Here is an 11,989-nt window from a genome sequence, read left to right on the forward strand (position 1 = left end):
CCCTGTTTGATCACATATTGATCGGCACAGCCTCGAACCGTACCCGTGGATGGACGATCCGGTCTTGGGCGCGGATCAGTTGCAGCTCGTAGCTCGTGCAGGCCTGGGTTTCCAGCAGCACTTCATGCACCGCTGCGGCGGTGAATTCGAACGCGGCCACCAGGCTGTCGCCCAACAATATCCGCGCCAGGAACAACCCAGACGTCAGGTCGCCCACGCCCACCGGCTGACGCGGAAAGGCCAGCAGCGGACGGCGCAGGTGCCAACTGGCCTCGGCGGTCACCAACAGCATTTCGAAGCTGTCATCGGGTTTGCCGGGGTAGGCCAGGTGCTTGACCAGGACCGCCTTCGGCCCACGGGCCAGCAACGCCCGGGCCATGGCCAGGCAGTCCAGTAAAGACTGCGCCTTGCGCCCCGAAAAGCTGTCGAGCTCCAGTTGGTTCGGGCACATGAGGTCTGCCACGGCAGCGGCCTCTTCGAGGAGAAATTCGCTTACCTCGGGCGCCACGATGCAGCCCTTCTCTGGATGCCCCATGACCGGGTCACACAGGTACAGCGCCTTGGGATTGGCAGCCTTGATCCGCGCCACGCCCGTCAGAATCGCCCGCCCCTGGGCAGCGCTGCCCAAGTAACCGGACAAAACCGCATCGCATTGACCCAGCTCACCGATGGCCGCGATGCCTTCGACCAAGGCCGGTATCTGCTCTGGCGCGAGCACTTCGCCGGCCCACTGCCCGTACTGGGTGTGGTTGGAGAACTGCACGGTGTTGAGCGGCCATACGTTCACCCCGACCCGCTGCATCGGAAATACGGCCGCGCTGTTGCCAGCGTGACCGAATACCACGTGAGACTGGATGGCAAGCAGATGAGGTGTACGTTTCATGCGGGAAGTTTCCGTAAAACGATTGAAATTCAAGCCGCGCAGTATGCGACTAAACGCAGCCTGTACGACAGACCAGCGACACAGTTAAGCTGACCGCAACTTGTTGGAGCACTTCGTTCATGCTGACCCTTGGAAATATTTTCGTGCTGATGCTGCTGGCTACCGGCGGCGCCTGGCTGTGGCACAACCATGGCTTGCGCGAACGGGCCTTGGCGAGGGTCATGCAGCATTGTGCCAACCTCAAGATCGAGCTGCTGGACGGCAACGTAGCGCTGAAAAAAATCGGTTTCGTGAAGGATGCCAGCGGACGACGACGCCTGGCACGCGTCTACACCTTCGAATTCACCGTCACCGGTGAAAGCCGCCATTCGGGCACCATTACCCAGTTTGGCGCCCACAGCGCGCACATCGAGCTGGCCCCCTACCCGATGCCCTTCGAAGAAGCCCCGCCACCGCCAATTGAAGCGGTCCAGACCCGGCCCAGGGCTGAGGTCATCGAGTTGAGCCAGTGGCGCCAGGAACACAACAAGTGGAAGCCTTGAAACAGCGCTGACTCAGCGACGCCGACAATTCGCCAGACCGGCTTGCAGGCGATCAACGTCTTGCGGCTGATCGAAAATCAGCTCGATCCGAGAATCCTGGCGCCATTCACTGGCTTGCCAGCCCAGTGCCGCCCCCTCCAACGCATTGGCTGAAACCCAACCGTCGCGGCTGTGGATAACCATCTTCGCCCGTTTCCAGTCTTGGCCTTGTAGCCAGCGCGTCAGCGCCGCTGCGTCGAATGGCTGGCTTGGGTGCCAGCGCCAACCAATGCTCCAGCCGCCTTCCTGCTGCTGATACAGGCAGATCGGTTGCGTCGGGTCGGGCCAGATGGCCGGTATCTGGCCCAGGCTCTTGGGTAGATTCAAGTTATCCACAGCCCCACTGCCCCGAGCCGCATGGCCTGGCAATCGCTCGATCGGCAACGCAGCCTGTTGTGTCCAATACAGCGCACGCCCCGAGAGTTGCGCCGTCACTTGGTCGCGCTCGGCTTGTGTGAGGCTTTCGGACTTGTTCAGCACCAGCAGCCCGGCATCCGCCAGGGTCTGTCGCTGCGCGTCGGGCAGGGGCTTGCCGTCGGCCATCGCCCGGGCATCCAACACCAGCACGCAGGGTTGCACCGCCAGCACGCCGAGCCAGGGTGCTTCACTTAATTGCCTCATCAATTGTGCCGGGTGACCCAGGCCCGAGGGTTCGATGAACAGCCGATCCGGGCGGGCCTTGCGCAATAAACGCCCAAGACCGATCTGGAACGGCGCGCCGTTGACGCAGCACAAGCAGCCACCGGCCACTTCGCCCAGTGCGATACCATCGCCAGCCTGGGTCAGCAACGCGGCATCCAGGCCGATCTGACCGAACTCATTGATCAGCACCGCCCAGCGTTCATTGGCCGGGCGCTGGGCCAACAGATGCCTGATCAGGCTGGTCTTGCCGGCGCCCAAGGGGCCGGCGATGACATGGGTGGGAATGTGCTGCAACATAATCGACGGCTTTCGATGGAGGTGAGTATGCGAATGATCGGCTGGTTGTTACTGGCACTGACGTCGAACCAGGCACTGGCCCAGGCCTGTGTGGTTCACAGCCAGGCGGAGCGGCTCGATGTGAAAGTCTGCCAGCAGAACCGCAGCATTCCGCAGAAGCTGTTTGCCGAGGGCTTCTGCCAGCCAAACCTTGCCGGCCAGAAGGTCGAGGTGCAGTACGTCGATCAATGCCCTGGCGGCGCGTTCGGCGTTTGCAGCAACGCCCAGGTCGCCAATATGCCTTACCGCCAGGATATTCACTATTACGGCGTAGCGACCGATGCCGCTTATCTGCAGCCATTTTGCGAAGGGCAAAGCCAGGGCACTTGGCTCAAACCTTAGGCCAGCCAATCCAGCGTGAGGATCAACCGACGCTCTCCCGGCGCGGGCTCCGGTGAGCGATGGATCAAGCCAAGCCCCTCATTACCGTGCCATTTTTCGCCTTTGAGCAACCCGACATCACCGCAACAAAACTGTTGGATGACCTGCGGATCAACGGGTTCGGCCTCAGGCTGTGCCAGGCGACGGCGGTCCATGGCGCCTTCCTTGAGCCACTGGCTGCCGACTCCGGCATAGGTGGTCAGTAGCCGCACCGGCACGTGGTCAACGTGAAAGCGCGGGCACATTGCCTTGTCCAGCGTGCGCAAGCGCAAGCCGACACGTTGCGCACCCAACAGGCAGGCAAACGCACTGACCAGCCAGGTGACATCGGCGATGAAGCCCTCGTAGCCTTGCAGGTCGCTGAAGCCTGCCGCCAGGCCCTGTAGCGCCGGCGGGGTGTCTTCTTCCGGCAGGTCGAGCACCCGTGATTCTGCCAGCGGCTGGTCCATCGCCAACACCATGGCCGCAAAATCGCTGATGTGTGCGGGAAGTTGACGCTGCCAGACCGCCAGGTTGGTGCCGTCTTCCAGGATCTGCGTGAAGATCCCTGGCGTATCACCGTGGGCCTGTCGTGCTCGCGTGGCCCTCTTAAGACTGGGCGCCAGCATCATGCTGCGACCTCTTCATGCCATGGGCCAAATGGATCCGGCAACAAGCGCCAGTTTTCAACGCCGAGGGCCATTTCCGCATCGGTGAGCAGGCACGCGTCCAGTTCGGCGGTGAGCTGGCTGAAGTCGATGTCCTGACCGATGAACACCAACTCCTGCCGGCAATCGCCCGTGGCGGCGAGCCAGTGCTTCATGATCGCTGCTGTACTTTCCTCATCCTGCGGCCATTGGTTTTTCGGCACGAACCGCCACCAGCGCCCGGCGAAGCCATGCCGCATCAAGCCGCCGGCCTGGGACCAACTGCCCGCCTCCTCAGGTTTGCTGGCCAGCCAGAAGAAACCTTTCGAGCGCAGGAGCTTGCCGTTGGGCCATGGGCGGTCGATAAAGTTGAAGAACCGCTCGGGATGAAACGGCCGACGTGCCCGATAGGCGGTCGAGGCGATGCCATATTCCTCGGTTTCTGGCACGTGCTCACCACGTAGTTCCTGTAGCCAGCCAGGCGCCTGGGCCGCGCGCTCGAAGTCGAAAAGGCCCGTGTCGAGGATCCTGCCCAGTGGCACCTGCCCCATGACCATGGGAATGATCTGCGCCTGGGCGTTGAGGCGCTGCAAAATCGCGATCAATTCTTCCCGATCATGCTGGCTGATCAGGTCGATTTTGCTGATCAGAATCACGTCGGCAAACTCAATCTGTTCGATCAGCAGGTCGGTGATCGAGCGTTCATCCTCCTCACCCAGGGTTTCGCCCCGTGACGCAAGGCTGTCGGCGGCTTGGTAATCCAGCAGGAAATTCACCCCGTCGACCACCGTCACCATGGTGTCGAGTCGCGCCACATCGGCCAGACTTCGGCCATCTTCATCACGAAAGGTGAAGGTTTCCGCCACTGGCAGCGGTTCGGATATGCCCGTGGATTCGATGAGCAGATAATCGAAACGCCCCTCTCTGGCGAGCTGGCCGACTTCTTCGAGCAAGTCTTCGCGCAACGTGCAGCAGATGCAGCCGTTGCTCATTTCCACCAGTTTCTCTTCGGAACGACTCAGGGTGACATCGCGCTGGACTTCGCTGCCATCGATGTTGATCTCGCTCATATCGTTGACGATCACGGCAACTCGCAGATTGTCGCGATTACGCAGGACGTGGTTGAGCAACGTGCTTTTACCGGCACCGAGGAATCCGGAAAGGACGGTTACAGGAAGACGATTGGGCATCAGGTATATCCTCATCGGGCGGCCGCTTCGATTACGGCTCGTTTCCAGGGGTTGGCTTGGTTCAGGATCCAGATATTTTTATGTTATAGTATAACAACACAATTCAACCAGTCCCGCCGTCCCCCATTGGTCTGAGATCAATCCATGCGCAATCTTCTGAAATTGGTATTGGCGAGCTCGTTGTTGCTGTGGGTGTTAAGCGCTTCGGCCCAAAGCCCGCTCCTGGCGAACTGCACCCGCAGTGCGAATTTGCTGGCGTGTGTGGATAGCCAAGGCAATGCCTATAGCGTCGCGACGGCTGGAAACACCATTTATTTGCGAGGTTTTGAAGCAGCCAGTCACCGCTATTGGGCGCAAACGAATAGCCGTTATGGTCAGCTCACATTTTTTACTGGCTTGGCATCGGATGGAGAAAGTTGGGTCGGGTACAGCCGGCGTGTGGGCTGGACCACCCTCAATCGTTTCTCAAGCTCAGGCGGGAGCGCGGGCGCATTTGTATGCGGACGCATGAACGGCTGCCAGGACTCTGCTCGCTGATGTTTCACGTGGAACGCGAACGCTTGGCGAGATGAAACTCCTTTCATGGAAAAGGTTTCTTAAAATTAACCGTTATACTATAACATCTAATTTTGAACCTTCGATGGACCTTGACCATGAACGCGTTAACCCTGCCCGACATCGCTGCGCAGGCTTCACGTCAAACCCTACCTCTTGATTGGGTGGGCATGTGTGGCATCGCAACGCCGGTGTTGATTGACGGCCAGCGTCTGAGTGCATTGGCCGACGCGGGTGTCAGCCTCGATAACGGTGAGGCGCGCGGCATTCACATGTCGCGCTTATACCTGGCGCTTGAACTGCTTGAAGAGACGGCACTTTCGCCAGCGTTGTTGCGCCGAATACTGCAGCAATTTCTCGATAGCCATGAGGGCTTGTCCCACGCGGCATCACTCAGTGTGCATACAGATCTGCTCCTCAAACGTCCGGCGTTAATCAGCCCGCTGGTGGGTTGGAAAAGCTATCCAGTGAGCATCGAAGCTCATCTGAAAAACAAAATGTTCCACGTGGAACTGAAAATTCAGATCGCTTATTCCTCGACTTGTCCCTGTTCAGCCGCGCTTGCTCGACAGTTAATCCAGCAGCAGTTCGTCGACGACTTCGCCAACAAGAAACTCGAGCATGCCGAAATCCTGTCCTGGCTGGGTTCATCGAACGGCATTGTCGCTACCCCTCATAGTCAGCGCAGCACCGCTACCCTGACCCTACGCCTGAACGCCAACGCAAACGAATTGCCGCTGCTGTCGCTCATCAATGAAGCCGAAGCAGCCCTCGGCACCGCTGTCCAGACCGCAGTAAAGCGCGCCGATGAACAGGCATTCGCCCTGGCCAATGGACAAAACCTGATGTTCTGCGAAGACGCCGCACGGCGATTAAGTACAGCCCTGAGTCGCTCCCCCGACATCGTTGCCCTGGATGTACGCGTCGTTCACGCCGAAAGCCTGCACGCCCATGACGCCGTGGCGCAAAGTCGCTGGACCCGAGGCGCGTCATGATCAACTGCCAAGCGCTACGCTGGGGTGCTCCCGGACAACCTCTCACGCCGCCACTGGCCATGGAGCGACCGGCCGGCAGCCTCACGGCGATCATCGGTGCCAACGGCTCTGGAAAAAGCAGTCTGTTGAAGGTGCTCGCAGGGCTGCAAAAACCGCTATCCGGTAAAGTTACCTTGGATGTTCCGCGGCGCGGCGGGGTTTCGTTCATGCCGCAGCAGCAACATCTGGATCGGCAATTCCCCATCAGTTTGCAGGAGTTGGTGGCCGCCGGCTCTTGGGGTAATCAACACACACCGGCCATACGCAGGCAGTTGCTCCAGGACGTACTGGCCGACTGGGCGCTGACCGGCCTCGAACATCGGCCGTTAATGGCGTTGTCTGGAGGCGAGCTGCAACGTGCCCTGCTCGCTCGCTTGAGCCTGGCCGAAGCGCCGCTGCTGTTGCTCGACGAACCCCACGCCGCCCTGGATGAACAAGGCCAAGCGCTGTTGTGGAAGCACATACATCGCTGGCATGCCGCGGGCCGGACCGTCGTGGTGGTCTGTCATGATCTGGCAGCGGTACGCCAACACATCCCCCATACCCTGCTGATTCGCAGCACGGGCTGCGTGCTGGGGCGCAGCGTCGACTTGATCGCCCAACAACCTCAGACGTGGGTGGCCTGATGCTTGCGGCCTCTCATCTCTGGCAACCGTTTCAAGAGTTTGTCTTCATGCGCAGGGCTTTGCTTGGCGGTCTTGTACTGGCGTGTAGCACGGCTCCATTGGGTGTATTCCTGATTCTTCGACGCATGAGCCTGATTGGTGACGCCGTGGCGCACGGCATTCTGCCTGGCGCCGCCCTCGGTTTCTGGTTTGCCGGGCTGAGCCTGCCTGCCTTGACCGTTGGCGGCCTGGGCGCGGGCTTGAGCATGGCCGGGCTCGCCGCCTGGATTACCCGGCGTACCGGTCTAAGGGAGGACGCCAGTCTCGCGGCGATTTATCCCATTTCCTTGGCGGCCGGCGTGTTGATCCTCGGCATGGCCGGTAAACGCCTGGACTTGCTTCACCTGCTGTTCGGCTCGGCATTGGCGGTAGACGGCCCGACGCTCACCGGCATGCTGTGGGTTTCAGGAGCCAGCCTGTTGGCGATGGCGCTGATTTATCGACCGTTGCTACTCGATACCCTCGACCCACTGTTCCTGCAAACCGTCAGCCGTCTCGGCCCGTTGGCCCATGGCGTGTTCCTGACCCTGGTGGTGTTGAACCTGGTGATCGGCTTCCAGGCCATTGGCGCATTGATGGTGGTCGGCCTGATGATGCTGCCGGCTGCTGCGTCGCGCTTCTGGAGCCGTCGCCTGCCGCTCCTGATGTTGATAGCGGCACTGTCTGGCTGCCTCTCCGTGTGGCTTGGCCTGTTGTTGTCCTTCTATTACTCACTGCCCAGCGGACCGTCCATCGTACTGGTGGCGGGTGCGTTGTACCTGCTGTCGGTGGTATTTGGTCCGGTGCACGGCTTGCTGCGCCGCCCGCCTTTGCTCACATCCCAATGAGGTGTTTCCCGATGCGCGTTCTGCTCGTGCTAATCAGTCTGATGCTGTCCATGTCCGCGTCCGCCGCCGAAAAGCTCCAGGTGGTGACCAGCTTCAGCATCCTCGCCGACATGACCCGACAGGTCGGCGGTGAGCATATCCAAATCACCAACATGGTCGGGCCGGACGCCGATGCACACACCTACGAATCGACGCCAGACGACGCCAAGGCATTGCTCAAGGCAAAACTGATCATCAAGAATGGACTGGGCTTCGAGCCGTGGCTGGATCGCCTGGTGACCAGCACCGAAACCAGCGCGCCGGTGATTAGCGCCAGCCGCGGCGTAATCCCGCGGTCACTGGATGAGGATGGCGAGACCGTCCCCGACCCGCATGCGTGGCACAACCTGGCGAACGCCGAGCTGTATGTCAGCAACATCACCAAGGCATTGGAAGCTGCAGACCCGGCCAACAAGGCTGACTACGAGCGCAACAGCCAGGCGTACCTGAAGAAAATCTACGCCCTGCTCGCCGAAGCCAAGGCCAAGCTCGGCACATTGCCGGCCGGTAATCGCAAGATCGTGACCTCCCACGATGCCTTCGGTTACCTGGGCCAGGCCTATGGCATTGAGTTCATGGCCCCCCAGGGATTGTCCACGGAACGTGAACCTTCGGCGGCAGAAGTCGCGGCGCTGATTACCCAGATCCGTCAAGCGAAGGTCAAAGCGGTGTTCATGGAAAACATCAAGGATGCGCGCTTGCTCAAGCAGATCGCCGACGAGAGCGGCGCCCACATCGGCGGTACGCTGTACTCCGACGCCCTCGCAGCCAGCGGACCGGCCAGCACCTTCACCGGCCTTTTCGAATACAACCTCAACACGTTGTATGAGGCATTGAGTCGGCCTTGATCAGGCATTTGTGGGAGCAAGATTTGCTCCCACAGGTTGCCCCACGCGATTACTTCAAACGAGGTTCAAGCCCTCGGCTTGACCGTCCCGCAATCCTGCCCCAGCCACACCGCGCGCGTGTCGAGGCTACCGTTCTGCTGGATGCCGGTGGCATTGAAAGTGCCGTTGACCTTTGTGGTGAATTCACGATCGCTCTGGAACGTCGCTACCCCGTTACCCTGGGCTTTCGGGCAACTGAAGCGAAACTTCCACTGATTGCCGGTGCGCTCGGTGATCTGCTGCTTGCACCCCGATTGCGGGTCTTGCAGCGGGATGTCATTGGTTTGTACCTGCGCCGGGGTCAGGCAGACACGAATGCCTTTACCGCCCATGGTGATGCCCTGTTTTTCCAGCATCGCCCGTTGCTCCGGGGTCATCTGGGTTTGCAGCTGGCCGAGGATCAGTTGCAGATCCGGCAGGTTCTGGTTATCGACCTTCATGTTGCTGGTGGTCAGTTCCCACAAACCCGGCTGGAGCATCTGCGCCTGAGCCGCCATCGGAACCGACAAACCAATTGCCAAGGCCACACCCAGCAGACGAACATTCATTGCATAAACTCCAGAGGACAAGTGGCCGTTAGACGCCGCCCACAGGCTTCGGTTCAGGCTCGGGACGAGTGAATTAAATAGCGACATTCGCCATGGAACATGGTCTGTTAAGCATTGAAACTTCCGGAGCAAGGCTGCCCCATGGATTATTTTGGCCCGCATGTTTTCGGTTACTTGATCGCGCTGCTTCACACCCTGGGTTCCATCGCCGCCGTCCACGCCGTCCTGACGGTGCGCACGGCCCAAGGCTCGATTGCCTGGGCCCTGTCGCTGACGTTCATTCCCTATCTGACGTTGATTCCTTATCTGGTGTTTGGCCGCAGCACGTTCGATGGTTACATCAAGGCTCGCCGCCAAGCCAACGAAGAGATGCGCAGGGCAATCTCCGAGCTGAACTGGCGTCCCTGGGTCGAAGAAGCCCTGACCGCCCGCGCCTCCCAGGCCTACGCCTCGTTACGGGCCATGCCAAAACTGGGACGCACACCGTGCCTGGCGAATAACCAGGTGCGTTTGCTGATCAATGGCCCTGCCACGTTCGAGGCAATTTTCCAGGCCATCGAGCAGGCTCGACAGGCCGTGCTGATTCAGTTTTTCATCATCCATGACGACCGTCTCGGCCAACGCCTGCAAACCCTGCTCTTGAAGAAAGCCGCCGAAGGCGTGGCTGTGTATTTGCTCTATGACCGCATCGGCAGCCACTCCCTGCCCCACCGCTATGTACAGGCCTTGCGCGACGGTGGGGTCCATGTAAAAGCATTCGCCACCCGCAGCGGCTGGCTCAACCGGTTCCAGGTCAACTTTCGCAACCACCGCAAGATCGTGGTAGTGGACGGTGTGCTGGGGTTTGTCGGCGGACACAACGTGGGCGACGAATACATGGGCCAGAAACCGCCCCTGGCGCCGTGGCGCGACACCCATGTGCAAGTGCGCGGGCCGGTGGTGGCCAGCATGCAAGAATCCTTCGCTGAAGACTGGTTCTGGGCGGCCCGTTCGCTGCCACCGTTGATCCTGCCCGACAGCTATCCAGACGACGGGGTGCTTTGCCAGTTGCTGGCCAGCGGCCCGGCCGATGCCTACGAAACCTGCTCACTGTTTTTCGTCGAGGCCATTCACGCAGCCAGCGAACGCGTGTGGATCACGACGCCCTACTTCATCCCTGACGAGGCGGTATTCGCGGCCTTACGCCTGGCGGTACTGCGCGGGGTCGACGTGCGCATCCTGCTGCCCTCGCGACCCGACCACAAAGTCGTCTACGCCGCGTCCAGCCTGTATGCGTTTGAAGCGGTGCGGGCCGGGGTGCGTATGTTCCGTTATGCGCCGGGCTTCCTGCATCAGAAAGTTGTGCTGATCGACCGGGAAATCAGCGCCATCGGCAGCGCGAACCTGGACAACCGTTCGTTCCGCTTGAACTTCGAAGTCATGCTGCTCACCGTGGACATTCCGTTCGCCACCGAGGTCGAGCAAATGCTTGAGCAGGACTTCGCCCAGGCCCAGGAAATCGACATACAGGAAAGCCGGGAAACCCATCGCCTTCAGAAAGTCGGCATGCGGGTCGCCCGGCTTATTTCCCCGATACTTTAAGGCGCGTAGATGTCGTCGCGGGTCCAGGGTAATTCGTGGCTACCGTCAGCGTGGGCCTTCACCGCCAGGATCTGGTGCAGATTGATCCAGCCCTTGGCGAACGCGTAGGCACAGCCGGCCAGGTACAAGCGCCAGATCCGCAGTGCCTGTTCCGGTACTTCCTTCGACGCGGCTTCGAGGTTGTCTTCCAGGCGCTCACTCCAGTGATCGAGGGTACGCGCGTAGTGCAGGCGCAGGCTTTCCACGTCGACGATCTCCAGTCCCGCTTCGCTGATGTGGGCGGAAATCATCGACAGGTGCGGCAGCTCGCCGTTGGGGAATACGTACTTCTCAATGAACTCGCCCGCGCCGCGCCCGACCGGACGCCCGTCGGTGTGCTTGGCGGTGATGCCATGGTTCATCACCAGTCCCCCCTCGCGCACGGCGCCGAACAGCGTCTTGCAGTACTGCTCGAGGTTGGCGTGGCCGACATGTTCGAACATACCCACGCTGACCACTTTGTCGAAGCGGCCGTCCTGGGGCAGATCGCGGTAATCCAGCAGTTGCAACTCGACCTGGTCCTCCAGGCCTTCGGCCTTGACCCGTTCCCGGGCCAGCGTCAGCTGCGCCTTGCTCAGGGTAATGCCGAAGACCTTGGCACCGAACTCCCGCGCGGCGTAACGCGCCAGGCCGCCCCATCCGCAACCGACATCCAGCAGGTAGTCACCCGGTTGCAGTCGCAGCTTGCGACACAGGTGGCGGAACTTGGCTTGCTGGGCCTGTTCGAGGGTTTCGCTGCCCGTCTCGAAATAGGCACAGGAATAGGCCATGTCGCTGTCGAGCCATAGCTGATAAAACGCGTTGGAAAGATCGTAGTGGTAGGAGATCGCCTTGGCGTCGGCTTCCTTGTCGTGGACCGAGCGCACCGGCTGGTTGTCGGGATCGTCCTCGACCAATGCCTGGCTCAACTCATCGCAGACCCGAATGACTTCGTGGATCGGACCTTCGAGCTCCAGTTTGCCCTCAACGAACGCCGCTCCCAGCGCGTCCAGGCTGGGATGAGTAAATTGCGCGACCATTTGTGGGTCCTTGACCACGATCGTGACACTGGGATCGGCACCCAGGGTAAATTCATGGCCGTCCCAGAGCCGCAGCCGAAGCGGCAAATGCAGATTCTGTAAGGCCGGTGGAAGTTGCGCGAGCATGAGTAATCCCCCCTTTTTCCAGACGTCTGA

Annotated in this window: 14 protein-coding genes; 8 read left to right on the forward strand and 6 right to left on the reverse strand. The window is 60.5% G+C overall.

Annotated elements, in window-relative coordinates:
• Nucleotides 1–10: 10 nt before the first annotated feature.
• Entirely contained in the window at nt 11–883 is an 873-nt protein-coding gene (gene pdxY / locus PBDP_RS29520; RefSeq protein WP_212801639.1) for a pyridoxal kinase PdxY, read from the reverse strand.
• 119 nt (nt 884–1,002) lie between these two features.
• Between pdxY and PBDP_RS29525 the strand changes: the two genes are divergently transcribed.
• Nucleotides 1,003–1,425 carry a DUF3301 domain-containing protein gene (locus tag PBDP_RS29525; protein ID WP_212801640.1) on the forward strand — a complete coding sequence of 141 codons (423 nt, stop codon included), beginning with the start codon at nt 1,003–1,005 and terminating at the stop codon, nt 1,423–1,425.
• Nucleotides 1,426–1,437: 12 nt separating this feature from the next.
• On the opposite strand, the gene PBDP_RS29530 is transcribed toward PBDP_RS29525, so the two are convergent.
• Nucleotides 1,438–2,403, reverse strand: a complete 966-nt coding sequence (locus PBDP_RS29530; RefSeq protein WP_212801641.1) for a CobW family GTP-binding protein — start codon at nt 2,401–2,403, stop codon at nt 1,438–1,440.
• A 27-nt stretch (nt 2,404–2,430) separates the two neighbouring features.
• On the opposite strand from PBDP_RS29530, the gene PBDP_RS29535 reads away from it, so the two are divergent.
• On the forward strand, nt 2,431–2,784 hold the full coding sequence (locus PBDP_RS29535; RefSeq protein ID WP_109752782.1) for an NADH:ubiquinone oxidoreductase: 354 nt from the start codon (nt 2,431–2,433) through the stop codon (nt 2,782–2,784).
• On the opposite strand, the gene PBDP_RS29540 is transcribed toward PBDP_RS29535, so the two are convergent.
• Together PBDP_RS29540 and zigA are read right to left on the reverse strand one after the other, a co-directional pair.
• Complete coding sequence (locus PBDP_RS29540; protein WP_109752962.1) at nt 2,781–3,431, reverse strand: DUF1826 domain-containing protein; 651 nt, start codon at nt 3,429–3,431, stop codon at nt 2,781–2,783. The two genes, PBDP_RS29535 and PBDP_RS29540, sit on opposite strands and share 4 nt — an antisense overlap.
• Nucleotides 3,431–4,639 (reverse strand): zinc metallochaperone GTPase ZigA, encoded by a 1,209-nt coding sequence (gene zigA, locus PBDP_RS29545; protein WP_109752783.1) that lies wholly within the window; start codon nt 4,637–4,639, stop codon nt 3,431–3,433. The genes PBDP_RS29540 and zigA overlap by 1 nt, the downstream gene beginning before the upstream one ends.
• Nucleotides 4,640–4,783: 144 nt before the next feature.
• On the opposite strand from zigA, the gene PBDP_RS29550 reads away from it, so the two are divergent.
• From PBDP_RS29550 to PBDP_RS29570, 5 genes are all read left to right on the forward strand, one after another.
• Nucleotides 4,784–5,176 carry a glutamine synthetase gene (locus PBDP_RS29550; RefSeq protein ID WP_109752784.1) on the forward strand — a complete coding sequence of 131 codons (393 nt, stop codon included), beginning with the start codon at nt 4,784–4,786 and terminating at the stop codon, nt 5,174–5,176.
• Nucleotides 5,177–5,292: 116 nt separating this feature from the next.
• Nucleotides 5,293–6,189: a GTP cyclohydrolase FolE2 gene (gene folE2, locus PBDP_RS29555; protein ID WP_212801642.1), complete on the forward strand. Its 897-nt coding sequence runs from the start codon at nt 5,293–5,295 to the stop codon at nt 6,187–6,189.
• Entirely contained in the window at nt 6,186–6,854 is a 669-nt protein-coding gene (locus PBDP_RS29560; protein ID WP_109752786.1) for a metal ABC transporter ATP-binding protein, read from the forward strand. The genes folE2 and PBDP_RS29560 overlap by 4 nt, the downstream gene beginning before the upstream one ends.
• Complete coding sequence (locus tag PBDP_RS29565) at nt 6,854–7,720, forward strand: metal ABC transporter permease (protein WP_109752787.1); 867 nt, start codon at nt 6,854–6,856, stop codon at nt 7,718–7,720. Before PBDP_RS29560 ends, PBDP_RS29565 begins: the two co-directional genes overlap by 1 nt.
• Nucleotides 7,721–7,731: 11 nt before the next feature.
• Entirely contained in the window at nt 7,732–8,607 is an 876-nt protein-coding gene (locus PBDP_RS29570; RefSeq protein ID WP_109752788.1) for a metal ABC transporter substrate-binding protein, read from the forward strand.
• Nucleotides 8,608–8,672: 65 nt separating this feature from the next.
• On the opposite strand, the gene PBDP_RS29575 is transcribed toward PBDP_RS29570, so the two are convergent.
• Complete coding sequence (locus tag PBDP_RS29575; RefSeq protein ID WP_053126737.1) at nt 8,673–9,194, reverse strand: DUF3617 domain-containing protein; 522 nt, start codon at nt 9,192–9,194, stop codon at nt 8,673–8,675.
• A 141-nt stretch (nt 9,195–9,335) separates the two neighbouring features.
• Between PBDP_RS29575 and cls the strand changes: the two genes are divergently transcribed.
• Nucleotides 9,336–10,775: a cardiolipin synthase gene (cls, locus tag PBDP_RS29580; RefSeq protein ID WP_109752789.1), complete on the forward strand. Its 1,440-nt coding sequence runs from the start codon at nt 9,336–9,338 to the stop codon at nt 10,773–10,775.
• On the opposite strand, the gene cfaB is transcribed toward cls, so the two are convergent.
• The gene (gene cfaB / locus PBDP_RS29585) at nt 10,772–11,959 is read right to left on the reverse strand and encodes a C17 cyclopropane fatty acid synthase CfaB (RefSeq protein ID WP_109752790.1); all 1,188 of its coding nucleotides are present in this window, start codon (nt 11,957–11,959) and stop codon (nt 10,772–10,774) included. The two genes, cls and cfaB, sit on opposite strands and share 4 nt — an antisense overlap.
• Between the last annotated feature and the right edge of the window lie 30 nt (nt 11,960–11,989).

Origin of the sequence: Pseudomonas sp. St290 (assembly GCF_018325805.1) — a bacterium.
Taxonomy (GTDB): domain Bacteria; phylum Pseudomonadota; class Gammaproteobacteria; order Pseudomonadales; family Pseudomonadaceae; genus Aquipseudomonas; species Aquipseudomonas bijieensis.

Excerpts from the sequence above, each read along its gene's own strand:
- pdxY (WP_212801639.1), bottom strand. The coding sequence starts at position 883 with ATGAAACGTACACCTCATCTGCTTGCCATCCAGTCTCACGTGGTATTC.
- PBDP_RS29525 (WP_212801640.1), top strand. The coding sequence starts at position 1,003 with ATGCTGACCCTTGGAAATATTTTCGTGCTGATGCTGCTGGCTACCGGC.
- PBDP_RS29530 (WP_212801641.1), bottom strand. The coding sequence starts at position 2,403 with ATGTTGCAGCACATTCCCACCCATGTCATCGCCGGCCCCTTGGGCGCC.
- PBDP_RS29535 (WP_109752782.1), top strand. The coding sequence starts at position 2,431 with ATGCGAATGATCGGCTGGTTGTTACTGGCACTGACGTCGAACCAGGCA.
- PBDP_RS29540 (WP_109752962.1), bottom strand. The coding sequence starts at position 3,431 with ATGCTGGCGCCCAGTCTTAAGAGGGCCACGCGAGCACGACAGGCCCAC.
- zigA (WP_109752783.1), bottom strand. The coding sequence starts at position 4,639 with ATGCCCAATCGTCTTCCTGTAACCGTCCTTTCCGGATTCCTCGGTGCC.
- PBDP_RS29550 (WP_109752784.1), top strand. The coding sequence starts at position 4,784 with ATGCGCAATCTTCTGAAATTGGTATTGGCGAGCTCGTTGTTGCTGTGG.
- folE2 (WP_212801642.1), top strand. The coding sequence starts at position 5,293 with ATGAACGCGTTAACCCTGCCCGACATCGCTGCGCAGGCTTCACGTCAA.
- PBDP_RS29560 (WP_109752786.1), top strand. The coding sequence starts at position 6,186 with ATGATCAACTGCCAAGCGCTACGCTGGGGTGCTCCCGGACAACCTCTC.
- PBDP_RS29565 (WP_109752787.1), top strand. The coding sequence starts at position 6,854 with ATGCTTGCGGCCTCTCATCTCTGGCAACCGTTTCAAGAGTTTGTCTTC.
- PBDP_RS29570 (WP_109752788.1), top strand. The coding sequence starts at position 7,732 with ATGCGCGTTCTGCTCGTGCTAATCAGTCTGATGCTGTCCATGTCCGCG.
- PBDP_RS29575 (WP_053126737.1), bottom strand. The coding sequence starts at position 9,194 with ATGAATGTTCGTCTGCTGGGTGTGGCCTTGGCAATTGGTTTGTCGGTT.
- cls (WP_109752789.1), top strand. The coding sequence starts at position 9,336 with ATGGATTATTTTGGCCCGCATGTTTTCGGTTACTTGATCGCGCTGCTT.
- cfaB (WP_109752790.1), bottom strand. The coding sequence starts at position 11,959 with ATGCTCGCGCAACTTCCACCGGCCTTACAGAATCTGCATTTGCCGCTT.